Here is a 24,005-nt window from a genome sequence, read left to right as displayed (position 1 = left end):
CAGGCGACGAAGCGGGAGATCGTCGCGGGCACGGGCGATCGGCGTGGGCAGGATGAGCGGGCATTTTATGGGCAGGAGCAAGGGCATGACTTTCCATCGCACCTATGTCGACGGGCGCTGGGGGCAGGTGCATGTCCGGATCGCGCCGGGGCCGCAGGATGCGCCGCCGCTGCTGATGCTGCACCAGACGCCCAAGAGCGGCTGGATCTGGGAGCCGCTGTTCGCGCGGCTTGCGCAGGGGCGCACGCTGATTGCGCCGGATACGCCGGGCTATGGCGCGTCCGATGGCCCCGGCGAGCCTGTCAGCATAGAGGATTATGCAGCCGAGATGCTGGCGTTGATGGACCGGCTGGCGGAGCAGGGCGTCATCGCCGGCGGGGCGTTTGACGCGATCGGCTATCATACCGGATCGCTGATCGCGACGGCGACGGCCAATCTGGCGGCCGATCGGGTAAGGCAGCTGGTGCTGGTGTCGCTGGGCGCGCTGACCCCGAAGGAGAAGGCCGGCTGGCTGGCGCAGATGCCGCAGGAGCCGCCGCTGCTCGCCGATGGATCGCATCTGATCGCGATGTGGCAGATGATCGACGGCTTTACCGATCCACGCGCGTCGCTGCGCTGGAAACAGGATTCGCTGACCGAAAATCTGCGCAGCGGTGCAGGTTTTTACCATGGCTATCGCGCGGTTGCGGCGCATGACTTCTTCGCCGGGCTGGAGCGGCTGGCGCAACCCACGCTGATCCTTAACCCGGAGGATGATCTCTGGCGTGAGACGCATCGCGCCGCAGCCTGTGTCCCGCAGGGGCGGATGGTGGAGTTGTGTGGCGCGGGCCATGGCCTGTTTGCCATCGAGACCGACATCATTTGCGATCTGGTGGAAGCGCATCTTGTATGAAGGCGTAAGACGACATGGCGGCTGGACCGCCTTCGCGCGTTTCCTGTTCGGGAAACGGAGAATGAGGCCGGCATTCTTGCGGTGTCGGTCAAGTCTGTAGGATCGGTGGGGAGCCGCCGACAAAGTGAGTCACCATGTCCATTTCGCTGCATATCAATAGCGCGGTCCGGCAGGTCGATGCCGATGCGGATTGCCCTTTGCTATGGGTGCTGCGCGACGATCTGGGGCTGACGGGCACCAAATATGGGTGCGGCATCGCTCAGTGCGGGGCCTGTACCGTGCATCTGGACGGTCAGCCCGTGCGGTCCTGCTCCATTGCCGTGGGCGATGTGGGCGACGCGGAAATCGTGACGATCGAGCATGTGGCCGGCGCAGAGGCGCAGGCAGTGCGCGACGCCTGGATCGCGCATAATGTGCCGCAATGCGGTTATTGCCAGTCGGGGCAGGTGATGACGGCGGTCGCCCTGTTGCGCGAAACGCCACACCCCGATGACGCGGCGATCGACGCGGCAATGGCTGGCAATATCTGCCGTTGCGCCACCTATTATCGCATCCGCGCCGCCATCCATGCCGCAGCGGATCGCTTGCCGCCGGACCCGCTGCGATGAAGTGGCTGGGCGCTGCCGCCGCCTGTCTCGCGCTGGCCATGGCGGCCGGCGGCCAGTCGCGCGAACAGGATGGGCTGCGCACGGCCGAAGACTTTGCCGGCATCCGTGATCGGCAGGCGCGCTCGCTCGCCTTGTTTGCGGAAGCGGGCAAGGTGATCCGCAGTCCGCGTTGCCTCAATTGTCATCCGGTCGGCGATCGCCCGACTCAGACCGACGCGATGGTCCCGCACATGCCCGCCGTGACGCGCGGACCGGACGGCATGGGCGCGGTGGCGATGCGCTGCACCAATTGTCATCGCGCCGGGAATTTCTCGGTTTCGCGTGTGCCGGGCGATCCGGCCTGGCATCTCGCGCCAGTCGAGATGGGGTGGCAGGGCAAGTCGCTGGGCGCCATCTGTCGCCAGATACGCGATCCGGCGCGCAATGGCGGCCGGTCGCTCAAGCAGATCGTCGATCATATGGCGACCGATCATCTGGTCGGCTGGGCCTGGCGTCCGGGGGCGGGGCGCAGTCCCGCGCCGGGTACGCAGGCTGAATTTGGCCGCCTGATCGCGGCGTGGGTCGCCAGTGGGGCGGTCTGCGCGGCGGCCTGACCCGTCCATCGCTCCACCCCGGTTGCATGAGTCGCTACAGGTGCCGATTCTTCCGATCATGGGCAGGGCTGCGCAACTTCCCCGACTGGACTAAGAAGCACGGAAATCTGCGCTTTTCTGCTTCTGGCGGCGATGTGCTGACCCATGGAAACGGAATAAAATTCGTGGCGCGAACATTTTCGACCTATCGGATCGACCATGGCCTGCTTTGTCAGCAGCCTGCGATTGTGACGGTTCGACGAAATTCGCGCAATTGCAGGATGGCATGAATTAATAATGTGAAGTTCCGTCATTTAGATAAGAAATGATCATAATTTATAATAATAAATATAATGAAATGACGCAGGCAGGATCGAAATTCTGAGACATGGAATGGCATATATGGCCCATTTCATTTGGGGGTAAGCGATGATTATCAGGCAGCGTAAATCACTATTCATGGCGTCGGCAATGATGTTGCCGATCCTTTCGATAATGCCCTCCACGGCCCATGCCGCCGATGCGGATGCGCCCGCCGCCGCCGATCAGGCCGGCAGCGCGGCCAGCGACACGCAGACTGGCTTTGGCGAAATTCTGGTGACGGCGCGCAAGCGCAAGGAAAGCGCGCTGGATGTGCCGGTTGCGCTCAACGCCTATTCCGCCGAGACGCTGACCGCCCGCAACGTGCAGACGGTCGAGGAACTGACCGCGATCACGCCGGGCATGAACCTCAACAATTCGATCACCGGCTCCGCCCGGTCCGACCGCAGCCAGACCGCGCTGATTATTCGCGGCATGGCGCCCAGCCGCGGCAACCGCACCAGCTCTACCTTCATCAACGGCGTCGCGGTGTCCGACGGCACCGTCACCGGCATCTTCGACATTGCCAGTGCCGAAATCCTCAAAGGCCCGCAGAGCGCCTATTTCGGTCGCCAGACCTTTGCCGGTGCGATCAATTTCGTGACGGCCGAACCGACCGATGAATGGCAGGGTTCGTTCAGCGCGCTGGGCGGAACGCGCAGCTATGTCGACCTGCGCGGCGCCGTGGGTGGCCCGATCATTCCGGGCATCCTGTCCTTCCGCGCGTCCGGCCGCTATTTCAGCCGCGACGGATCGTGGAAGAATGCAGCCGAGCCAGGCAACACGCTGGGCGACCAGTCGACGCGCAGCGGCACGCTGGCACTCAAATTCACGCCGGCCGACAATCTGACCGTCAAGTTGCTGGGCATGGTTGCCAACGACGATGACGGCGCGGGGGCAACCGGCGTGATCCTGCCGTCGCAATCCAACTGCGTCATCAACGGCAACCCCTATTTCTGCGGCACGCTGCCCGGTCTGGCCGCCGGACAACCCAGCGCGCGGACGGAAGTGACGCCGGGTGTCGCCGCGATGTTCGACGAATATTCGCCGCTATTCTCGAAGGACGAGAATATCGATCATTTCGGCATGAAGCGCGACAGCAACCATTTCAGCGCCACGGTCGATTATGAAACTGACGGCGGCGTCACTCTCTCCAGCCTGACCGGCGTCAACCGCACCAGCTGGACCGTGCTCTATAATCTGAACGGCCGTGCCTCGCCCTATCTCAACACCTACACGACCGGGCCGGAAGCGCTGGAATATACCGACTGGCCTTTGATGATCCAGCATGAACAGAAGGATTTCAGCCAGGAATTCCGCGTCTCCTCACCGCAGGACGGGCCGTTCCGCTGGATGTTCGGCGGCAGCTATCTGTGGGCCAAGGGCTATGAAAGCTATGCCCAGCTCTATTTCTTCAGCGGCCTTTCCTCCGCCTTCTCCTCGATCAACGAGAATAAGACATGGGGCGGTTTCGTTGGCCTGTCCTACGACCTGTCGGACCAGTTCACGATCAACTTCGACGGTCGCTACCAGTCGGACAAGATCATCAGCTACACGGCCGCTGGCGATGTCGGCTATCAGAAGACCTACAAGAATTTCATGCCGCGCATCACGGCGCAATATAAGCCCAGCCGCGACATGATGTTCTATGCCACCTATTCGCGTGGCGTGAATCCGGGCCTTGGCATCGACCCGCTGCTTTCGGTCCCGGCGGAATATCAGTCCGCACTGGAAGCGCAGGGCGTAACCCATGGTGTAAAGCCCGAAATTCTCGACAATTTCGAGGCGGGCGTGAAGGGCAGCCTGTTCGACAATCGTCTGACGATTTCGGCCGATATTTATTATGACATCTGGAAGGACAAGATCGTCGAGCAGACGCTGCTGCTGCAACGTGAAAATGACACGCCGCTGTTCGTGTCCGTCTTCACCAACCTGGGCAAGGTCGCGCTCAAGGGCTTTGAACTCGACATGACCGCGCGGCCGGTGGACGATCTGACGCTGACGCTCGCTGGCGCTATCAATGACAGCGAAATCAAGAGCGGCGTCTGTTCGACCTGCTCCACCTTGTCAGGCAACAGCGACGTCCGGGGCAATCGCCTGCCCTTTACGTCCAAATATTCGGTCGATGCAAGCGGCGAATATTCGCACGACATCGCCGCGCTGGACGGGTTCAAGGGCTATGTCCGGTCGGAATTCACCTGGAAGTCGGGCGTGTATGAAAGCGAAGGCAATTACGCAAAGACGAAGGCGGCGACCACGGTCAATTTCCGCCTGGGCGTGCGATCCAAGACGATCAATGTCGAAGGCTTCGTGACCAACGCCTTCAACAACAAGACCTATACCAGCGTGCAACCCAACTGGGACATCAGCAACCCGGCCGAGAATTTCGGCGCGCACAAGACCATGTATGTGGGCCTGCCGCAGCTGCGCACCTGGGGCCTGCGGGTCGGTTACAACTTCTGACGGGGGCGCATCGGTCCGGGCGCTGCAAAGGCGCCCGGACCGGGCACGTCGCACTCTGGCCGCGCGGGTTAAGATCCGCGCGGCCTTTTTGCGTTTATGCAGGGTGATAGGGGAAGCGGACGGCCGGCGGCGCGCCCATGCGCTCCAGCGCGTTGATGACCGCCGCGCCCGCCAGCACCGATCCGGGTTCGCCGATGCCTGTGGGAGCCGCCGCGCTGTCCAGGATGGCGATGTCGATCCGGCGCGGCATGGCGTCCATGCGCAGCACCGGATAGCTGTCGAAATTGCGTTCGACCACCGCGCCCTTGTCGATCGTCAACGCGCTGTGAAAGCTGTTCGACAGGGCGAAACCGATGCCGCCTTCCACTTGCGAGCGGATGATGTCGGGATTGACGGCAAAGCCGACATCGACGGCGCAGGCGACCCGCTCCACCCGGAAATCGGCGGGCGAGCCGGAAATTTCCACGATCTGCGCGACATAGCTTTCGTCCGCCTTGTGCACGGCCACACCGCGCATCCGGCCTGCCGCAGGCGGTGTGTTCCACCCGATCATCTCCGCCGCGCGGGTCAGCACCGCCGCCTGCCGGGGATCGCCCTGCAACAGGCCGATGCGGAAGGCGACCGGATCGGCCTGCGCCGCGCGAGCCAGGCGATCGAGAAAAATCTCCTTCGCGACGCACATATGGTTGTTGCTGATGCCGCGAAAGGTTTCGACCGGAATGTCGAGCTTGGGCCGCCACCAGGCCAGTTCCCCGGCGGCAAAGCCGTACAGGTCGAAGGCATTGCCCAGCAGCACGCTGGAGCGGTGGAGATCGGGCAGGACGTCGATCAGATGGGCGAACACGCCCTCGCCCGCCGCATGATGGGCGATGGCGGTGGGCCGCCCCTGCGCATCCAGCGCGCCGCGCAGATGATGGCGCACCTGCGGACGATAGCGCAGCCCGGCCATGTCATCCTCGCGCGTGCGCATCAGCTTGATCGCCCAGCGCCCGCCAGTGGCGCGCAGCAGATGGGCGATTTCCACCACCCAGTCGGAATCGGAGGCGGCGCGGCGGCCAAAGCTGCCGCCCGCCGCGATGCTGTCCAGCGCGACGGATTCGATGGGCAGGTCGAGTATCTTGGCGACGGCCGCCTGATTGGCGGTTTGCGACTGGAATCCGCCACGCAACAGGCAGCGCGCGCCCTCCATCCGCCCCATCACGCAGAGCGGCTCCATCGGCGCATGGGCGAGATAGGGAAATTCGAAGCTGGCCTCCACGCTGTGCGCGGCGCTGGCGAAGGCGTGATCGGGGTCGCCGCGCTGCTGGCGGTGATCGGGCGCGCGCTCCGCCATCATCGCGGCCAGCCCCTGCATGAAAGGCTCTGACCCGGTGGTGCTGGCGGCGCTTTCGTCCCAGACGATGTGCAGCGCCTTGCGCGCCTTCATCGCCTGCCATGTGGTGTCGGCGATCACCGCCACGCCGGTCGGGATGGCGACGACGGTGCGGACGCCGGGCAGGGCGCTGGCCGCCGTCCCGTCAAAACTTTGCAGCCGTGCGCCGACGCGGGGCGCGCGGGCGACCAGTGCGACCTTGAGGTCGGGCCAGCCGCCATCGATCGCATAAATTTGTGCGCCGGTGGATTTGGCGGCGGCGTCCAGCTGTCGCAGGGCCTGTTTGCCGAGCAGGCGATAGGCGCTGGGCGGCTTGGGCGTCGCCTTGGGCACCGGCAGGCGGCCGGCGGCTGCCGCAAAGACGCCAAAGCCCGCCTGTCGGTCGCCCGATGACAGCAGGCCCTTGTCTATCGCGATGCTGTCGACCGGCACGCCCCATGCGCTGGCGGCGGCCTGCACCAGCATTCGCCGGGCGACCGCGCCGGCTTCGCGCAACTGGTCCCAGCTATTGGCGATGGAGGTGGAGCCGCCGGTCGTCTGCGCGCCGAACATCGTGTGGGCATAATCGGGCATGCGCGCCGGGGCGCCCTCCACCCGCACCTTGTCCCAGTCGGCATCCAGTTCCTCCGCGACGATGGAGGCCAGGCCGCTCCATATGCCCTGCCCCATGTCGAGATGCTTGGCATAGACGGTGACGATGCCGTCGCCGTCGATCGACAGGAAGGGGCGGACAAGGCCGGCGGGGTTGCCCCGTTGCGCATCAGCGTTGGTGGGCGCCAGGCCCAGCATCAGCCCGCCGGCCGACAGGGCCACGAAGCTGCGGCGGTCGATGTCGGAAGGAATGCCGCCGCCGCGCCGCATCAGGCGAGGAAGGCGGCGACCGCCGCGACCCAGGCTTCGGGCTGCTGGTCGACAATATCGACGCCGCCGCCCTCCAGCGCGACGAAGGCCATGTCCGGGCGCAGTGCATGGGCGCGGCGGGCATGGTCGTAAATCTGGTCGCCAGTGTTGGTCAGGATCAAGGTCGGGCACTCAAGACGCGGCAGGCTGTCTTCATGGCGATAGCCAAAGCCGGCATTATGGCCATACCAGAAGGGGGCCTGCGCGCCCAGGGCTTGCAACAGGAAACTGTTGACCCGCTCGATCGGCAGGGTGCCGGCGACCAGCCGTTCGCGCACTTGCGCAAAAGCGACGAAATGGCCCGCGCCCGGCTGGGGCAGCCATTGCTTTTCGCGCGGCAGCTTTTCGGTAAAGAAGGCGTCGCGTTCCGCATCGGTCAGCGGCATGGGGCCGTTCAGTATCAGTCGGTCGACGGCGACGGCGCCGGACAGGGCGACCTCCGTGCCGACCATCGACCCGGTATGATGGCCGATGATGCTGACGCTGTTCAGCCCCAGCGCGTCCAGTGCGGCAAGGACGCCGGTCGCCAGATCCTCCACGCGGGGTGGGAAGGGCGGGCAATCGGACCCGCCAAAGCCGGGCATGTCGATGGCGACGACGTCATGGCCGCGCGCCGCCAGCAGCGGATGGACGGCATCGAACTGTCGCCCGTCCATCCCCGCCTGATGCAGCAGCAGGACCGGGCGGCCGCTGCCCATGCGGCGATAATGAATCTGGCCCCATGGGCCGTCGACATAGGCGCGGCGGGGCGTCGCTGGCAGAGCGGGGGTAGCGGCGGTCAAGCCAGCACCTCCCGCCCCAGACGCAGGCCGAAGGTCACGGCGGAAGAGACGATGCCCCCGCTCAGGAAGCCATGGCCTAGAAAGCCGATGCCGATGGCTTCGCCGGCGGCGAACAGGCCGGCGATCGGCTGGCCCTGCGGATCGACCACGCGCAGGTCATGGTCGACGCGGATGCCGGGATAGCAGCAGATGGAAAAGCCATAATGGCGCACGGCATAGAACGGCCCTTCCGCGATCGGTGCAGGCATATGATGGCGCCGCAACATGTCGCTGCCGACCGCTTGGCCACGATTGTAGAGATCGACCGTCGCCGTCAGCCTGTCTATGGGCAGGCCGCATCCTTCGGCCAGTGCGTCAATGCTGTCGGCGCGGACATAATCCTCGTCCGGGCCGTCGAACAATTGCGCAAGCTGCTCTGGCTCGAACTTGAAGAGTTGCGGCGATTCCCGCCGCGCCTTTTCGTCATAGACGACCCAGAAGGCCCAGCCGGGCTGCCGCATGATCGCCCGCTCGCGCGCGTCGATGATCTCCTCATCCTCCGGCATGAAGCGTTCGCCATCGGCATTGAGGTAGATTTCCCACGGCGGGCGCAGGATCGGGTTGATGACGGTGTTCATCCATGCCGATGCCGGCGCGCCCAGATTGCGCGTGCCGCCGAAGGAGGGGAGCAATGTGTCGCGATACCAGATGTCGCCGCCCGCCGCTGTCGCCAGATCGATGCCGTCGCCGACCACCGTGTCGATATGATAGCGTAGCGGGGTGATGCCATGGATTTTCTGCCAATGATCCGCGCTGCCGCTGAAGCCGCCGGTGGTGAGGATCACGGCGCGCGCATCAAGGCGTATTTCGTCCTCGCCGCGTGTCGCAATCACGCCGCTGGCGACGCCGTCGTTCACGATCACTTCCCGCACCCGCGTGCCCAGGAACAGCGTGAGATTGCCCGTATCCGCCAGTTGCGCCAGCGCGTTGCGATAGGCGTGGATCAGCGAGAAACCCTGCTGCGTGCTGCGATAGGTGCGCGGCGTGGTGTAGAGATCATGTTCCGGGGCGAAGACCGGCTCGAACGGGGTGCAGGTCCAGCCCTTGTCCAGCAACCAGTCGATCGTGTCGGCCGCGCGGTCGATCCAGGCGCGCAGCAGCACATGGTCGCCGGTGCCATGGTTGATCCGCAGCGCGTCGGCGAAATGGGCGTCGGTGCTGTCCTCCACCCCGGCCGCCTTCTGCATCGGCGTGCCCGCCGCGCTGATCGACCCGCCCGACAGGACCAGCGTGCCGCCAATATCCTGCGCCGCCTCCACCAGTGCTACGCGCAGACCGCGTTCGGCCGCGGCGACCGCAGCTGGCACCCCGGCGGTTCCCGCGCCCACCACAATGACATCGAAAGTCTGGCTCACTCGCTACTCCGCTTGGCTGATCGGGACAGGCTGTCATCTTGTCGAGGACCGCCTGTCCCCGCGAGTGGACAGACATCAATGTTCGTCACGCGAACAAGATGGTACGGAGCCAGCCCCATGTCGGCGCGTTCGTGCGACAGCGGCGATGGGTCAGAGCAGGAGAGCGACCATGAAGATCAGAGCGGCCATGCTGGCGCAAAGCGGGGACCATGCCCTGCCTTATGAACAATCGCAGCCGCTGACCCTGCCGCAGCTGACGCTCGATCCGCCGGGGCCGGGCGAAGTGCTGGTGCGCATCGACGCGGCGGGGCTGTGCCATTCCGACCTGTCGGTCATCAATGGCGATCGACCCCGCCCGATGCCGATGGTGATCGGCCATGAGGCGACCGGCATCGTTGAGTCGCTGGGCGAGGGGTGCGACGGACTGGCGGTGGGGGACCGGGTGGTCTTGGCCTTCCTGCCTGCTTGCGGCCATTGCCCCCGCTGTCTGGCCGGGGAGGTGTGGCTGTGCGGTCCCGGCACGGTGGCCAACGGGCGCGGCACATTGCTGTCGGGGGCCTGCCGGCTGCATGACGATCATGGTCCGGTCCATCATCATCTGGGCATTTCCGCCTTTGCCAGTCACGCCGTGGTCGACGCCCGGTCGGCGGTGAAGGTGGACAGCGACATTCCGGCCGAAATCGCCGCTTTGTTCGGCTGCGCGGTGCTGACCGGCGTGGGGGCCGTGGTCAACGCCGGGGCGCTGCGTCCGGGCGAAAGCGTCGTCATCCATGGTCTGGGCGGGGTTGGCCTGTCCGCGTTGCTGGGCGCGAGGGCCGCCGGCGCGGCGACGATCCTGGCGATCGACCCGTCTGCCGAGAAGCGCGCCATCGCGCAGGAACTGGGCGCCCATGCCTGCGCGCCGGAGGAGGCTGCGCACCTGTCCACTTCGCTGTTCGTGGAGGGCGGGGCGGACCTGGTGATCGAGACGGTCGGCCATGCCGCCGTGCTGCGCGCCGCCATCGCATCGGGCCGCCGGGGCAGCCGGATCGTGACCGTGGGCCTGCCCCATCCCGACCAGATGATTGACCTGCCCGCGCTGACACTGGTGGCGGAGGCCAAGACGCTGATCGGCAGCTATCTGGGCTCCTGCGTGCCCGCGCGCGACATTCCCCGCTTCATCGCCCTGTGGAAGGCCAGGCGGTTGCCGGTGGAACGGCTGCTGACCTCGGTCGGGCCGCTCGACACGATCAACCATCTCCTTGATGAAATGCAGGCGGGCAGGGCGATCCGGCAGATCGTGAAGCCCTGATAGGGTTCAGGCGCGCCCGATCATGTCGGTGCCGATGCTGTGGGCCGTCGCCCGCAAATGCGGCAGGTATCGGGTGACGGCGTCGTCCAGCGTCATCGCCGCTGCAAAGAAGACCAGCGTGAGCGTGCCCAGCACTTCCTCCTCGCAGAAGATCGGCACGGCGAAGGAGGATGTGCGCCCCGGATTGGCGGAATAGGCGGTGCGGGCGACCGCAGCATAGCCCTGCCGCCGGATCTTGTCCGCCTCACCGCTCGATTCGAAGGCGCGCAGCATGCGGATTTCATGCTCGGTCCCCGAATCCTCGATATGCGCGATCAGCGTGTCGCGAATGTCCTTGCTGGTATGGGCCAGAAAGGCGCGTCCGGACGCGGACTGGATCAGCGGCACCTGCCAGCCGGGATAATAATGGTTGAAGGTCATCGGCGTCTGGGTGCTGGTCGAATCGCGCACCACCATGAAATTGCCGACGCGGGTGACCACGCTGATCGGCCAGTGCACCGATTTGGTCAGCGCTTCGATATGCGGGCGCGCCTGGGTGACGAGCGCGTCATGACTCTGGAAACCATAGGCCAGCGCCTGCACCAGCGCGGTCGCGCGATAGCGTTTGCGGTTCGGCTCCCGCTCTATCACCCCTTCCTCGATCAGCGCGCGCACGATGCGCAAAGCCGTCGGATAGGGCAGGTCGACCGCCTGCGCGATCTGCGTCATGCTGGGCGCGCCCTGAAGGTTGATCACGCGCAATATGTCGAGCGCGCGCCCGATCACCCGGATTGATGCGTCTTCGGTCAAGTCGGACCCTGTCTTTCTTCCGCCAGCGGCGCGTTTCGGCGCGTTTCTCTGTGCCAGTAGAGCCTGACTTCCTTCACCACGCAAAGACATTTGTTCATCAGACGAACATCGTCGGGAACGGCGCTGGTTTCGCGTGCGCACGTTCCGCAAGCCTTGCCTTGTCGACGCACAGGGGCGTCGCCTTTCCACAAGGGGGCCAAGTGCTTCAGACCGAAGTTCTTATTGCGGGCGCTGGCCCGGTCGGCGCGATCGGCGCGGTGCGGTTGGCGTCGATGGGCGTGGACGTCATCTGCTGCGAAAAGACCGACAGTTTCGCCAGCGACCTGCGCGCATCCACCTTTCATCCGGTGACGGTAGAGATGCTGGATCAGGTCGGCGCGGCGGCGCCGCTGATCGAACGGGGGCTGAAGGCGCCGGTCTATCAATGGCGCGACCGGCGCAGCGGCCAGTTCCTCAATTTCGACATGGCGGAGATTGCCGACGCGACCCGCTTCCCGTTCCGCCTGCAATGCCCGCAGCATCATATGGCGGCGATGCTAACCGATCATCTGCCCACGCTGGCCAATGCCGACATGCGTTTCGGCACGACGCTGGTCGCGGCGCGGGAGGATGGCGAGGGGGTCGTCGCCACCGTGGTGCGCGACGGGCGCGAGGAAGAGATACGCGCCAAATTCCTGATCGGTGCCGATGGCGCGCGGTCGACCGTGCGGTCGATCATGGACGTGCCGTTCGACGGCTTCACCTATGAGGAGAAGTTCGTCAGCATTTCGACCGCGCATCCGATCGAACAGACGCTGACCGACATCGAATATGTGAATTATATCGCCGATCCGGACGAATGGCTGGTGCTGCTGCGCGTGCCGGGATTGTGGCGCATTCTGGTGCCCGCCAGCGTCGATGCGGACAATGACGCCCTGCTGTCCGACGAAAGCGTCGCCGCCATATTCGACCGGATCGTGCCGGGCGTGCCCATCGAGACGGTGTTCCGCAAAATCTATCGCGTGCATCAGCGCGTGGCGCGATCCTTCCACAAGGGGCGGATGATGCTGGTGGGCGATGCCGCCCATCTCAACAATCCGCTGGGCGGGTTCGGCATGAACAGCGGCATCCATGATGTGTGGAACCTGGCCGACAAGCTGTGGAGCATCTTGCGCAAGGATGGCGACGCGGCGTTGCTGGAGCGGTTCGACCGGCAGCGGCGCGGCATCACCACCGCCTTCATCCAGGCGCAATCGATCGAGAACAAGGCGTTCATGGAGCATGGTCCGGGCGAAAGCCATCAGGGCCGCATGGACAAGATGGAGGCGATCGCCGCCGATCCGGCGCTGCGCCGCCGCTATCTGTTGAAGCAGGCGATGATCCAGAGCCTGGCCGACGCCGACAAGATCGCATGACCCGGAAGGACCGCATATGAGCGACGAGCTGAACGACAATTACCAGCGCGCCTATGGCCGTTCCGTGGGGTTCGGCCAGCGACCCGCGCTGATCCTGATCGATTTTGCGCAAGGCTATTTCGATCCGGCCTGCGATCTCTATGCGGGCGTGGACGATGCGCTGGCGTCCGCCCTGCGGGTGCGGGAAGCGGCAAAGGCGGCGGGCGTGCCGGTGATCCTGACCAATGTGGTGCTGCACCCCAATGGCATGGATGGCGGGCGCTTCTTCGAAAAGTCCAAGCCGATGCGCTATTTCATCCGCGGCAATCCGATGGGCGACTGGGCCAAGGGGCTGGTCCCGGACGACGACGAACTGGTCGTGTCGAAACAATATGCCAGCGCTTTCTTTGGCACGTCGCTGGCGGCGACGCTGACCTCACTGGGCGTGGACAGCGTGCTGCTGACGGGCCTGACCACCAGCGGTTGCGTGCGGGCGACCTGTGTCGACGCGATGCAGCATGGCTTTCGGACGCTGGTGGTGGAGGAAGCCTGTGGCGACCGCCATCCCGATCCGCACCGGGCCAACCTGTTCGACATGAACGCCAAATATGCCGACGTCGTCAGCGAAGCCGACACGATCGCTTATCTGGCCGCGCTCCGCGCCTGATCCCATCCTCCATCGAAAGAGGGTTCTGACCATGACCTATCGTCTCGGCGTCGATGTCGGCGGCACATTCACCGACCTGCTGCTTTTCAACCAGGCGTCCGGCGCCTTCTGGCGACACAAGACCCCGTCCACCCCGCATGACAGTTCGCAAGGCATATTGAACGGCCTGACCGCGATCTGCGAGAAGGCGGGGATCACGCCGGCCGCCATCGACTATTTCCTGCACGGCACCACCGTCGCGACCAACGCCATATTGGAAGGCAAGGGATCGCGCGTCGGCCTGATCGTGTCGGAAGGCTATGGCCAGGTGATGCAGATCGCCCGGTCCTTCGTGCCCGGCGGCCTTGCCGGCTGGATCGTATGGCCCAAGCCCGAACCGCTCGCCGCGCTGGAAGATACGGTGGAAATCACCGGCCGCATGGACGCCCAAGGCAATGAACTGCGCCCGATCGATGAGGACGGCATTCGCGCGGCATTGAGCCGCTTCACCGGGTTCGAGGCGCTGACCGTCAGCCTGATGAACAGCTACCTCAATGGCGCGCATGAAAAGCGGGTGGGCGAGATTGCCGCGGAAATGCTGCCCGGCGTGCCTGTGTCGCTCAGCCATGAAGTGCTGCCCGAAATGCAGGAATATGAGCGGACGCTGACGACGGTGGCCAATGCCGCCGTGCGGCCGGTCGTCGGCAAATATGTCCGCAACCTGCGCGCCAGCCTGCGCGATGGCGGGATGGCGGGATCGCTGTCGCTATTGCGGTCCGACGGCGGCCTCATGTCGTCGGAAAAATCGGAGGAGCATCCCGTCGCGCTGCTGATGTCCGGCCCGGCGGGCGGCGTCACCGGCGCGCTGTGGGTGGGCAAGAATGCCGGCATCCGCAACATCTTGACGCTGGACGTGGGCGGCACCTCCACCGACGTCGCGCTGATCGAAAATCTGGAGGCGCGCCGGGTGCGCACGACCGAGGTCGGGCATCTGGCGGTGCGGGCCTCCGCACTGGACGTCAAGACGGTGGGCGCGGGCGGCGGATCCATCGCTTATGTCCCCGAACTGACCGGCGCCCTTCGGGTAGGCCCGCAATCAGCGGGCGCGGTGCCGGGGCCGGTCGCCTATGGCAAGGGCGGTACGTTGCCGACCGTGACCGACGCCAATGTCGTGCTGGGCTATCTGCCCGAAAATCTGCTGGGCGGCGCCTTCAAGCTGGACCGCGAAGGGGCGACCCGCGCGGTCCAGACCATCGCTGACCGGCTGGGCATCGGCCTGATGGAGGCGGCGCGCGGCATCATCGACATCGTCAACGAGAATATGTTCGGCGCGCTGCGGATGATTTCGGTGCAGCAGGGCTATGACCCGCGCCATTTTGCGGTGATGGGCTTTGGCGGCGCGGGGCCGCTGCATGTAAATGCGATCTCGAAACTGATGGGCGCCTGGCCCGCCGTGTCGCCGGTCAGCCCCGGTGTGCTCTGTGCGCTGGGCGATGCGACCACGCGGATGCGGACGGAAATCGCGCGCAGCTTCTCCCGCCGGTTCGATGAAACCGACGAGGGGCAGGTGACGGCGCTGCTGGCCGAGATGGCGACGCAGGTCACGGCCGAACTGACCGGAGAGGGCATCGCCCCCGCCGACATCACGGTCCAGTTCGAACTGGACGTCCGCTATGAAGGGCAGGCGTTCGAAGTGCCGCTGGCGATTGATCCGGCCATGCTGGCCAGCGACGGTCTGGCGGGGGTCGCTGCGCGCTTCGATACCGAGCATAAACGCCTCTTCACCTTCAACATGGACAGCGCGCATGAGCTGGTGAACCTGCGCGCCGTGGCGCTGGGGCCGCTGCTGGAACTGGAGGCGCAGCGCCTGCCGCAGGGCGATGGCGATCCGATCGCCGCCAAGCTGCGCGATCATCAACTCTGGGCCGACGGGGCGATGGCGCCCGCGGTCATCTATGATCGGGCCAGATTGCGGGCGGGCGATGTGATCCCCGGCCCGGCCATCGTCACCGAAATGGATTCGACCACCCTGATCGAAGCGGACTGCGTCGGCACGGTGGACGCATTCGGCAACATCCTCATCAACCTGGCCTGAGCGCGAAGGAGCAAGACCCATGCCGGCACAGATCATCCAGGCGAACCAGACCCCCTTCCAGAGCGTGGACATCGATCCGGTGACGTTGGAAGTCATCGAAAATGCCCTGCGCAACGCCCGCATCGAAATGGACGCGACATTGGTGCGCACCGCCATGTCGCCGGGCATCCGCGAACAGGGCGACGCCTTCCCGCTGATCGCCGACCATCAGGGTCGCATGATCGTGGGCCAGTTCGGCAGCTATATCGGCCCGTTCCTCGACGGCTATGACGGCACAGTGGAGGATGGCGACCTCATCTTCCTGTCCGATCCCTATTCGGTCGGCGGCGCGATCAGCCATTGCAACGACTGGCTGGTGCTGCTGCCGGTGTTCAAGGATGGCCGCCTGATCGCCTATACGTCGATGTTCGGGCATCAGTCCGACATTGGCGGCATGGTGCCCGGATCGATGCCGATCCACGCGACCGAAATCTTTCAGGAAGGCGTGCGCATTCCGCCGGTCAAGATCTGGAAGAAGGGCGAATATAATGAAGATCTGGTCCGGCTGGTCATGCACCAGTCGCGCACGCCCGACTGGTGCAAGGCGGACCTTAACGCCCTGATCGCATCCTGCCGCGTCGCCGCCCATCGCGTGGTGGAGATGGCTGGGCGGTTCGGCGACGATGTGTTCGTGTCGGCCACCGAATTGCTGCTCGATCGCAATTACCGGGCGATGCAGCATCTCATCGAAACCTCGATCGGCGAAGAGAAGGTCAGCTTCGAGGATTATATCTGCGACGATGGCATGGGTTTCGGCCCCTATCGGATCAAATGCACCATGTGGCGGGAAAATGGCCGGGTGGTGCTGGATTTCGACGGCACCGATCCGCAGTCCAAAGCGTCGATCAACATGTTCCTCAACGAGAACATGATGCGGATGTTCTTCGGCATCTACATGATCATGGTGTTCGATCCGCAGATCCTGTTCAACGACGGCTATTATCCGCTGATCGACGTGCGCATTCCCGAAGGATCGCTGCTCAAGCCCAAATTCCCCGCCGCCCTGTCGGGCCGCACCCATGTTCTGGGCCGGCTGTTCGACATTCTTGGCGGGCTGCTGGGGCAGAAGACGCCGCAATTCCTCAATGCCGCCGGCTTTTCCTCCTCGCCGCATCTTTTCTACGCCGGGACCGACCGGAACGGGAAATGGTTCCAACTGTTCCAGATCGGCTTTGGCGGCATTCCGGGTCGGCCGCTGGGCGACGGGCCGGATGGCCATTCGCTCTTCCCCGGCTTCACCAACGTGCCCAACGAGTTTCTGGAACGCTATTTCCCGCTGATCATCGAAAGCTATGCGACGGTGGCCGACAGCGGCGGGCCGGGCCTGCATCGCGGCGGCAACGGCATCGACATGGTCTATCGTTTCCTGGAGCCGGGCGTGATCGCCATTCATGACGATCGCTGGTTCGTGCCGCCCTGGGGCGTGAATGGCGGCCTGCCCGGCGCCCGCGCCCGCAAGCTGCTGGTGAAGGCGGACGGGACGGAAATCGTCGTCGGCAACAAGCTGGAGGATTATCCGGTCGAGGCGGGCGACAAGCTGCATTTCATCACCTGGGGCGGGGGCGGTTGGGGCGACCCGCTGGACCGCGATCCGGCGTTGCTGGCCAAGGAACTGACGCAGGGGCTGGTGAGCGCGCAGGGCGCGCGGCGCTATGGCGTGGTGCTGGTCGACGGCGCGGTGGATGAGGCCGCGACCGAGGCGTTGCGGGCCGAGATGCGCAGCGCGCGCGGCGATGTGTCGGTGTTCGATTTCGGACCTGATCTGGAGACGTTGCGGGCCAACTGCCTGGAAGAAACCGGCCTGCCCGCGCCAAAGGCGCCGCAATGGGTTCGCCCGATCGCCTGATCCGGCGACCAGCCGGTTGCGAAAAGCCTCCTCCCTCGGATCGAGGGAGGAGGCTTTTTCGTTACTTGTTCTGCGTAAATTCGGCGGGGTAGCGCCCCAGCGTGAAGAACAGCATCGCCGCCCCCGCGAGCATCGCCGCCGACAGGAACAGCAGCAGATCATAGCTGCCAGTCTGCGCGCGCAGATAGCCGAACAGGATCGGCGCGACGCCCGAACCGATCGCGAAGATCGCGAATTGCAGTCCGAAAATCTCGCTATAGTGGCGACGGCCGAAATAGCGGCCGGTGATGAAGGCCATCAGGTCGAACTCCGCGCCGGTGATCAGGCCGACCAGGATGACGCAGCCGATCGCCATGGCCGGATGGATTGCATCGGTGGTGAGCAGCAGCGCCCCCGCCATGGCCGGCACGATCAGCGCCAGCGCGGCGACCGGCGCCCAGAGCCGGTCCAGCAGCAGGCCGCACAGTAATCGCCCGCCGGTAATGCTGAGCGCCAGCACCGACAGCGCCTGCAACGCCTGTTCATGGGCCAGGCCCGCTTCGGTCAGCAGCGGCAGGAAATTGGTGAGCAGGCCGCCGCTCGCCGCATTAAGCAGCATCGCCCCCAGCGCGGCCGCCCAGAAGCGGTAATGGCTGACGGCTTGTTTCAGGGTGAAGCCGATCGCGTCGCCGTCCTTCGCCTGTCCCTCGTCCGGCGCGCTTTCCGCCAGCCAGCGATATTGCAGGGGCAGCGATAGCAGCAATGGCAGCAGTGCCAGCCCGATGAAGGCGCCGCGCCATCCCGCCGCATCGATCCAGCGGTCGATGTAGAAGGGGTAGATGGCGCCGGCGATGCCAGTGCTGGCCAGCATCAGCCCCAGCGCCAGCCCGCGCCCGCGATTGAACCAGCGGGTCACGATCTTCGCATAGGTCATGGGCAGCGTGCCAAGCCCCAGGACGGTCAGCAGGCCCCACAAGCCGTAGAACAGGGTGACATTGCCGCGCGGCGTGGCGGACAGCAGCAGCAGGCCGATGGCCACCCCGACCGTCGACCAGAGCGCGACCCGCCGCGCGCCCAGCCGATCGACCAGACGGCCCATCGTCGCGCCCAGCAGGATCACTGCGATCGTCGCGGCCATGGTCGCGCCCAGCACGCTGGCGCGGCTCCAGCCCAGATCCTGCCCCACCGGGCCGGCGATCAGGCCGATGGTATAGCCGCTATGGGGCGACAGACCCAGCGCCAGGCCAACGCAGCTGGCGACCAGCGGCCGCCAGCCGCGCCGCATCTCCGCCATGGCGGATGCCGGCGCGGCGACGGCGGCGGTCAATAGCCGAACTCGCGCTCGTCGGAAAAGTCAGTCACGTCATAGCGCGACAGTTCATAGGCGTGGCCCTTGCGATAGCCATTCATGCGCGCGACAATCTCATCCTCGCCAGTCGTCCAGATTTCCAGGTCGCCGTCAATATCCCCGGTGCGCCACATATAATGATGACAATTCATGATCTTGCCGGCAACGCTGATGTCTTCCATTCCCAGATATTCGACTGGCATCTCGACCTTGCGGCCATGGCTGATCGTGCCGCCATTCCAGGTGAGTGATGTGGTGAGCAGCCGGATGGTCTGCACGCCGCTGACGGCGCGGTCGAGCTTCATCAGCTTCCATCCTTCGGCCGTGGTGGGGTGATAGCCCAGCACTTCCTGCGCCCGGTCGATCGGGAAGCTGGATTCATCCACCGGCCCGCCATCGGGCGGCAGTACGATCGACGTCACGGTGTCGCCGCTGACATGCCGCACCAGCGACCCCAGATAGACATTGTCGGAGAACAGGCGGACGAAGCCGTCGCGGGGCGTGAAATCGCGATCCACCGTCTGGGTCACATGCCGCACGATCGCGCAGCCGGGAAAGCGCGACAGGCTCATCGCGGTGCGCGATCCGTCCGGGTTGCGGGTGACGATGAAATCCTCCCAGTCGATCGCCTGATCGGGATGGCCCAGAGGATAGGTGACATAGGAACCGATGGTACGGGTGAGGGGCATGAGGCGGAACATCCCTGGCTGGCGTTGATCGAGAGGCTGGACGGCGGGCCGTTCAGTCCGTCAGCCATGGCTCCGCGAAGCGACAGGGGGTGGCAAATATCGGGTGATGAATGTTCGCGTGGCGGATAGTGCCGGCGGCGCACATGGCAAAAGGGGCCAGCGCTTGCGCACCGGCCCCGTTTGGTATCGCGATGTAGAGCGGGTCTCAGCTCTTGCCGGTCAGCCCCCCGACGATCGGCGCGAGGATGGACTGGATCAGCCTTTCCCGCTCCACGCGGCGGGCGTTGTCGTCTTCGGCGTCCGGCGCCAGCGTCTCTATGCCAGACGACACATGCAGCCCCTGATTGTCCAGCACCTGCTCCAGTGATTTCAGCCGCTCGCGGGTGACGGACAATTCCATCGTCAGCGTGACGACGGCGCGCAGCAGATTGTCGACCACCGGATCGGGCAGGAAGGTGACATGGCGGTCGGCCGCCGCCGGGCCTGTCGGCAGGCCGGTGTCGGCATCGGCTTGCGGGTCTTGCGTCGTCATCACGGCTTGCGCCCTCCGAAGAAGAAATAGGCGGCCGGGCCGACCGCTTCATAATCGGCAAAGGCGGTCTGCGGATCGAAACCGGCCTTTTCCAGTTCGGCCTGCATGTCGAGATCGACAAAGCCGGTCCAGAAGGGTTCGCCATTATGCCGCACCTGCCAGTCGTTCGTGACCTGTTTGGCCAGCGGGATACGGTGGGCGTGATAGGGCACGTCGAGGTGCAGCACCAGACCGCCCGGCTTCAGTAGCCGCCAGCATTCCTTGAGGATGCGGGGCACCTGCGCGGCGGACGTTTCGTGGAACATGATGATCGATGTGATGAAGTCGAAACTTGCGTCGGGAAAGTCGGTTTCGGCGGCATCCAGTTCGTGGAAATGAATGGCGAGGCCCGCGCTTTCCGCCGCGCCATGGGCGTAGCGGACGAAGGGGCGGGCGCAGTCCAGCCCGTGAACGTCGGCATCGGGCCAGAGCCGCTTATAGGCATGGGTCTGTTCCGCCGTGCCGCAGCCCATGTCGAGGATGGCGGTGGGGACAAGGTCAGGCGCGCGCCGGGCCGCGACCTGCGCCACGAACTGCCCCAGCGTGTCCTTGGTCGCCGACTTGCCGGCCGACATGCCCTTGGCCGCGCGATACATTTCGACCGTGCCGGTATAGACCAGCCCCGCCTCGATATCGTCGGGTCGCCGTTCACGCCAGTAGCCCCCCGGCTGGCGATGGATTTCCGTGGTCTTGACCGGCGCCTTGACCACCAGTCGATCGTTCAGGTGCAGACTGCCCCGCTTGCGGGCCGGTCGCGGATCGCGCGGAAGGTGGCGACGCGATCGTCGATGATCCGGTCGGTGGTCTGCTGGACGGTGTCCCACATCATATTCTGGCTGTGCCAGGTCAGCGATGCCCAAAGCTGGAACAGCGGATCGGCCGCGCTCGCCGCACCGGCTTCCTTCCGGTTGGCGGGCGGCTGGCCATGCGCGCGGGCATGGGCCGGTGCGATTTCCTTGTCGAACCGATCCTGAAAGGCGGCCTCGACGGTGAAATTGACATATTTCTTGAGCGCGCCGACGAAATTCAGCCGCGCCATTTCATCATGGACGGGCGTGAAGTCGAAGGGCTGGGCAGGGGGGCTTTCGGTCATGGGAGGAGCATCGCCAGAGTCGCCGGCATGACAATGGCTTTTGCGCCTTTTTCCGCAGTGCGAACAGTCTATTGGGGGGCATAGGGAAAGGGTCTGCCTTGGCGACGCCATTTTGTGGCTTTGCGTTTTGTTTTGCCTGATTCCCTGCCAGATGTGCCAGCTATGGGCTTAGAGCCTCGTGCGTGAAACCTGTATCACCCAACCTCCGTTCGGGCTGAGCTTGTCGAAGCCCTGCATTTTGCCTTGAACACGCTAAGAAAAGTACAGCCCTTCGACAGGCTCAGGGCGAACGGATCATACTCAAAGCGCGACGCTCTAAACCAAGTTTTATAGCCCCTCCGCCTCGACCCAGTGTGCGCCGGTGATCTGGCGGGCGAGGGTCCAGACCTGTCGCCTGATGTCGGGCACGGCGACGATTTCCCAATGCGCGCCGCGCGTCATCGGCCCGACCACGAGCAGTCGGTCCTGCGCGCTTCCGTGCTGCGCCAAAGCGCGGCCCTGCTGATCGACGTCGATGCCGATCGCCAGCGCGTCGGCGCGGATGTCGCCTCTGTCCGCCAGTGCGCGCAGCAACGGGTCGCCGGCGCGGCGCAAATCGCCCAGCGGGCCGGTGCAGTTGACGACGCGCGCTGCCTGCATGCTTTCTCCCTGATTCGCGCCACGGCGACGGATCGTCACGGCCAGCGCGTTATTGGTTGGCGTGGCGTCCAGCACTTTGGCGGCGAGGATGGAGAGCCGCCCTTCGGCCCGCAGCGCATCCAGGCGCGCGGCCACGGGCGGGGCGATTCGATGCCGGTGAACGTCCCAATAGGGGCGCAGGTGACGCAGGAACCGCTCCCGCTGCGCGTGAGAGGCGGCGCGCCACATATTTTGCGTGAAGGGACGCAATTCATCGACTGCATTGCGCCAGCCAACCTGAACGGCGCGATCCCTGACCTGATGGAGCAAAGTTGAAAGAGGTCCCGACGGCTTTTCGCGCGTGGGCGTGAAGGCGTCTGCGGGCGCATGGGCGTGCGGGGCCAGACCGCGACGGGACAAGGCCAGGATCGAACCGGCAAAGCCGGCATTGACGAGGCTGAGGATCGAATCGACGGCGGTAAGGCCGGTGCCGAGCAGCATCACCCGGTCCCGCCGGCTAAGCCCCGCCGCCAGATCGCGGCTCCAGGGATCGTTGACATAGGCGTCGCTGTCGACAGTGGCGAAGGCGGCGAGCCGGTGCGGGGGCAGATTGCCGGGCGCGATCGTTGCGACGTCTGCATCGATGAAGCGCCCGGACGCCAGGGTCACGCGCGCACCGTCGGCATGGAGCGTCAGATCGACCGCTTCATCCGCGATCACGCTGAAGCGGCCCGGCGCGGCGCGCTGCATGTCCTCCAGCAAGGCGCACAGATAGTCGCCATAGACGCGCCGCGTGGCGAAACTGGTGTCCGCGCCCATGCCCCGGTTCCTGAGCCATGTTGCGAAATGATCCGGCTGGTCGGGAAAGGCGCTCATATTGGCGGCGCGGACATTGAGCAGATGATCGGCATGCGCCGCGCCATAAGCAAGGCCGCGGCCAAGGCGATCGGACCGGCGTTCGACCAGCGTCACCCGTTGCGAGCCGTGCCGCAGCAGGTTGATGGCCAGCAACGTGCCGCTGAATCCGCCGCCTATGATGGCGACATGGCGGGCGATCAGCATGGATCAAGCTTTTCTAATGGATGATGGAGCATTGCTTGTGAGACATATCTCTACTTCATGAATAGATAAAGAGGCCATTTAACGCTCCGAAAGGTCGGAAATGAGTCTGTTGCTGTCTGCCCTCCAGCGCTGGCGCGCCCTGCATGATGCGGCGCGCCGCGAATTTCTGCGCGATCCCAACGTCATATTGTTCGAACGCGCGTCAGCGTCGGCGGCATCCCGTGACGGCGCACATGGGCGCTGAGGCTGTTTCACGACGCGCCGTTCTGGCCGGATGTGCAGCGAGCACTTTATTTCTGTCCGCCTGTGGCGCGACCAAAGGCGGCCGCCCGACTTTGCGCCTGTCGATCACCGGCAAGGGGGAAGGGGATGCGCGGCTGTTGTTCAAGGCGGCAGGCATCCGGCCCGAAGGGTTCGATCTCGCCTATAGCGAGTTTCAGTCTGGTCATCTGGTGATCGAGGCGCTGAATGGCGGTTCGCTCGATTTTGGCGGGATGAGCGAGATTCCGCCGATCTTTGCGGCAGCGTCCACCATCCAGAGCTTTCGCCAGATTGCGGTGACGCATGGCGACGTCAACAATCAGGTCGTGCTGGTGCCCAAAGGCTCTACGGCGAAATCCATCGCGGACCTCAAGGGCAAGCGCGTCGGCTATGTCCGCGCGACGACATCGCAATATTTCCTCATCCGCATGCTGGAGGAGGTCGGCCTGACATGGGACGACATCAAGCCGGTGGCGATGGGCGTGTCGGATGGCGCGGCGGCCTTTTCCCAAGGGGCGCTGGATGGCTGGGCAATTTACGGCTTTCCGATCCAGCGCGCGGTCGCGACCGAGGGCGCGCGCATCCTCAAGACCGCCTATGGCATATTATCGGGCAATTATCTGGTGTCCGCCCATGTCGACGCGCTGGCCGATCCGGAAAAGACGCGGATCATCGGCGACTATCTGGGGTTGCTGCAAAAAGCCTATGGCTGGGCGGCCGCGCATCAGGCGGAATGGGCGGACATCATCGCCCAGGATATTGGCGTGCCGCGCGAGTATGTGCGCGACCAGTTCCGCCGCAAGAGCGCGAGCTATGAATTGCGGCCGGTCACGGCGGAGGCGATCGCGTCGCAGCAGCGCGTCGCCGACCTTTTCTTCGAACAGAAGCTGATCCCCAAGGCGGTCGATGTGCGGCCATTGTGGGACGACCGTTTCAATTCCCAGATCACCAAGAGAGGCTGA

The 24,005-nt window shown here is 64.9% G+C and carries 21 protein-coding genes; 11 read left to right on the top strand and 10 right to left on the bottom strand.

What is annotated here, in order from left to right:
- Positions 1–85: 85 nt before the first annotated feature.
- The 4 genes from ACFOKF_RS21340 (at position 86) to ACFOKF_RS21325 (ending at position 4,895) form a co-directional block, all read left to right on the top strand.
- On the top strand, positions 86–892 hold the full coding sequence (locus ACFOKF_RS21340; RefSeq protein WP_380798562.1) for an alpha/beta fold hydrolase: 807 nt from the start codon (positions 86–88) through the stop codon (positions 890–892).
- A gap of 134 nt (positions 893–1,026) precedes the next feature.
- Complete coding sequence (locus ACFOKF_RS21335; protein WP_380798560.1) at positions 1,027–1,500, top strand: (2Fe-2S)-binding protein; 474 nt, start codon at positions 1,027–1,029, stop codon at positions 1,498–1,500.
- On the top strand, positions 1,497–2,093 hold the full coding sequence (locus ACFOKF_RS21330) for an Isoquinoline 1-oxidoreductase subunit (RefSeq protein WP_380798559.1): 597 nt from the start codon (positions 1,497–1,499) through the stop codon (positions 2,091–2,093). The genes ACFOKF_RS21335 and ACFOKF_RS21330 overlap by 4 nt, the downstream gene beginning before the upstream one ends.
- A gap of 450 nt (positions 2,094–2,543) precedes the next feature.
- Complete coding sequence (locus ACFOKF_RS21325) at positions 2,544–4,895, top strand: TonB-dependent receptor (protein ID WP_380798558.1); 2,352 nt, start codon at positions 2,544–2,546, stop codon at positions 4,893–4,895.
- Between the two features lie 94 nt (positions 4,896–4,989).
- Here the strand turns inward: ACFOKF_RS21325 and ACFOKF_RS21320 are convergent, their stop codons facing one another.
- From ACFOKF_RS21320 to ACFOKF_RS21310, 3 genes are read right to left on the bottom strand one after another with little or no spacing between them, the layout of a single operon-like run.
- On the bottom strand, positions 4,990–7,128 hold the full coding sequence (locus tag ACFOKF_RS21320; RefSeq protein WP_380798557.1) for a xanthine dehydrogenase family protein molybdopterin-binding subunit: 2,139 nt from the start codon (positions 7,126–7,128) through the stop codon (positions 4,990–4,992).
- Positions 7,128–7,949 (bottom strand): alpha/beta fold hydrolase, encoded by an 822-nt coding sequence (locus ACFOKF_RS21315; protein WP_380798556.1) that lies wholly within the window; start codon positions 7,947–7,949, stop codon positions 7,128–7,130. Before ACFOKF_RS21315 ends, ACFOKF_RS21320 begins: the two co-directional genes overlap by 1 nt.
- Positions 7,946–9,343 (bottom strand): FAD-dependent oxidoreductase, encoded by a 1,398-nt coding sequence (locus tag ACFOKF_RS21310; RefSeq protein ID WP_380798554.1) that lies wholly within the window; start codon positions 9,341–9,343, stop codon positions 7,946–7,948. The genes ACFOKF_RS21315 and ACFOKF_RS21310 overlap by 4 nt, the downstream gene beginning before the upstream one ends.
- A gap of 169 nt (positions 9,344–9,512) precedes the next feature.
- Between ACFOKF_RS21310 and ACFOKF_RS21305 the strand changes: the two genes are divergently transcribed.
- Positions 9,513–10,634 carry an alcohol dehydrogenase catalytic domain-containing protein gene (locus ACFOKF_RS21305; RefSeq protein ID WP_380798553.1) on the top strand — a complete coding sequence of 374 codons (1,122 nt, stop codon included), beginning with the start codon at positions 9,513–9,515 and terminating at the stop codon, positions 10,632–10,634.
- Positions 10,635–10,640: 6 nt separating this feature from the next.
- On the opposite strand, the gene ACFOKF_RS21300 is transcribed toward ACFOKF_RS21305, so the two are convergent.
- Positions 10,641–11,423, bottom strand: coding sequence for an IclR family transcriptional regulator domain-containing protein (locus ACFOKF_RS21300; RefSeq protein ID WP_380798551.1), 783 nt, complete (start codon positions 11,421–11,423; stop codon positions 10,641–10,643).
- A gap of 200 nt (positions 11,424–11,623) precedes the next feature.
- On the opposite strand from ACFOKF_RS21300, the gene ACFOKF_RS21295 reads away from it, so the two are divergent.
- From ACFOKF_RS21295 to ACFOKF_RS21280, 4 genes are read left to right on the top strand one after another with little or no spacing between them, the layout of a single operon-like run.
- Positions 11,624–12,817 carry an FAD-dependent oxidoreductase gene (locus tag ACFOKF_RS21295; protein WP_380798550.1) on the top strand — a complete coding sequence of 398 codons (1,194 nt, stop codon included), beginning with the start codon at positions 11,624–11,626 and terminating at the stop codon, positions 12,815–12,817.
- Between the two features lie 16 nt (positions 12,818–12,833).
- Positions 12,834–13,463, top strand: coding sequence for an isochorismatase family protein (locus ACFOKF_RS21290; protein WP_380798549.1), 630 nt, complete (start codon positions 12,834–12,836; stop codon positions 13,461–13,463).
- Positions 13,464–13,494: 31 nt separating this feature from the next.
- Positions 13,495–15,537, top strand: coding sequence for a hydantoinase/oxoprolinase family protein (locus ACFOKF_RS21285; protein ID WP_380798547.1), 2,043 nt, complete (start codon positions 13,495–13,497; stop codon positions 15,535–15,537).
- A gap of 19 nt (positions 15,538–15,556) precedes the next feature.
- On the top strand, positions 15,557–17,422 hold the full coding sequence (locus tag ACFOKF_RS21280; protein ID WP_380798546.1) for a hydantoinase B/oxoprolinase family protein: 1,866 nt from the start codon (positions 15,557–15,559) through the stop codon (positions 17,420–17,422).
- Positions 17,423–17,483: 61 nt separating this feature from the next.
- Here ACFOKF_RS21280 and ACFOKF_RS21275 read toward each other — a convergent pair whose 3' ends face one another.
- From ACFOKF_RS21275 to ACFOKF_RS21250, 6 genes are all read right to left on the bottom strand, one after another.
- A complete protein-coding gene (locus tag ACFOKF_RS21275) occupies positions 17,484–18,728 on the bottom strand; it encodes an MFS transporter (RefSeq protein ID WP_380798544.1) in 1,245 nt (414 codons plus the stop codon).
- Positions 18,725–19,438, bottom strand: coding sequence for a hypothetical protein (locus ACFOKF_RS21270; RefSeq protein WP_380798543.1), 714 nt, complete (start codon positions 19,436–19,438; stop codon positions 18,725–18,727). The genes ACFOKF_RS21275 and ACFOKF_RS21270 overlap by 4 nt, the downstream gene beginning before the upstream one ends.
- Before the next feature lie 205 nt (positions 19,439–19,643).
- On the bottom strand, positions 19,644–19,970 hold the full coding sequence (locus tag ACFOKF_RS21265; protein ID WP_380798542.1) for a hypothetical protein: 327 nt from the start codon (positions 19,968–19,970) through the stop codon (positions 19,644–19,646).
- The gene (locus ACFOKF_RS21260; protein ID WP_380798541.1) at positions 19,970–20,719 is read right to left on the bottom strand and encodes a class I SAM-dependent methyltransferase; all 750 of its coding nucleotides are present in this window, start codon (positions 20,717–20,719) and stop codon (positions 19,970–19,972) included. Before ACFOKF_RS21260 ends, ACFOKF_RS21265 begins: the two co-directional genes overlap by 1 nt.
- Before the next feature lie 11 nt (positions 20,720–20,730).
- Positions 20,731–21,102, bottom strand: a complete 372-nt coding sequence (locus tag ACFOKF_RS21255) for a hypothetical protein (RefSeq protein WP_380798540.1) — start codon at positions 21,100–21,102, stop codon at positions 20,731–20,733.
- Positions 21,103–21,429: 327 nt separating this feature from the next.
- Positions 21,430–22,782 (bottom strand): FAD/NAD(P)-binding protein, encoded by a 1,353-nt coding sequence (locus tag ACFOKF_RS21250; protein WP_380798539.1) that lies wholly within the window; start codon positions 22,780–22,782, stop codon positions 21,430–21,432.
- A 100-nt stretch (positions 22,783–22,882) separates the two neighbouring features.
- On the opposite strand from ACFOKF_RS21250, the gene ACFOKF_RS21245 reads away from it, so the two are divergent.
- Both ACFOKF_RS21245 and ACFOKF_RS21240 read left to right on the top strand, forming a co-directional pair.
- Positions 22,883–23,026, top strand: a complete 144-nt coding sequence (locus tag ACFOKF_RS21245) for a hypothetical protein (RefSeq protein ID WP_380798538.1) — start codon at positions 22,883–22,885, stop codon at positions 23,024–23,026.
- Entirely contained in the window at positions 23,004–24,005 is a 1,002-nt protein-coding gene (locus ACFOKF_RS21240; protein WP_449325400.1) for an ABC transporter substrate-binding protein, read from the top strand. The genes ACFOKF_RS21245 and ACFOKF_RS21240 overlap by 23 nt, the downstream gene beginning before the upstream one ends.

It is taken from the genome of Sphingobium rhizovicinum, from assembly GCF_042647625.1.
In the GTDB taxonomy this organism is placed as follows: Bacteria; Pseudomonadota; Alphaproteobacteria; order Sphingomonadales; family Sphingomonadaceae; genus Sphingobium; species Sphingobium rhizovicinum.
Note: the sequence above shows the minus strand (reverse complement) of the source record. Positions and strands in the feature narration are given on the sequence as shown.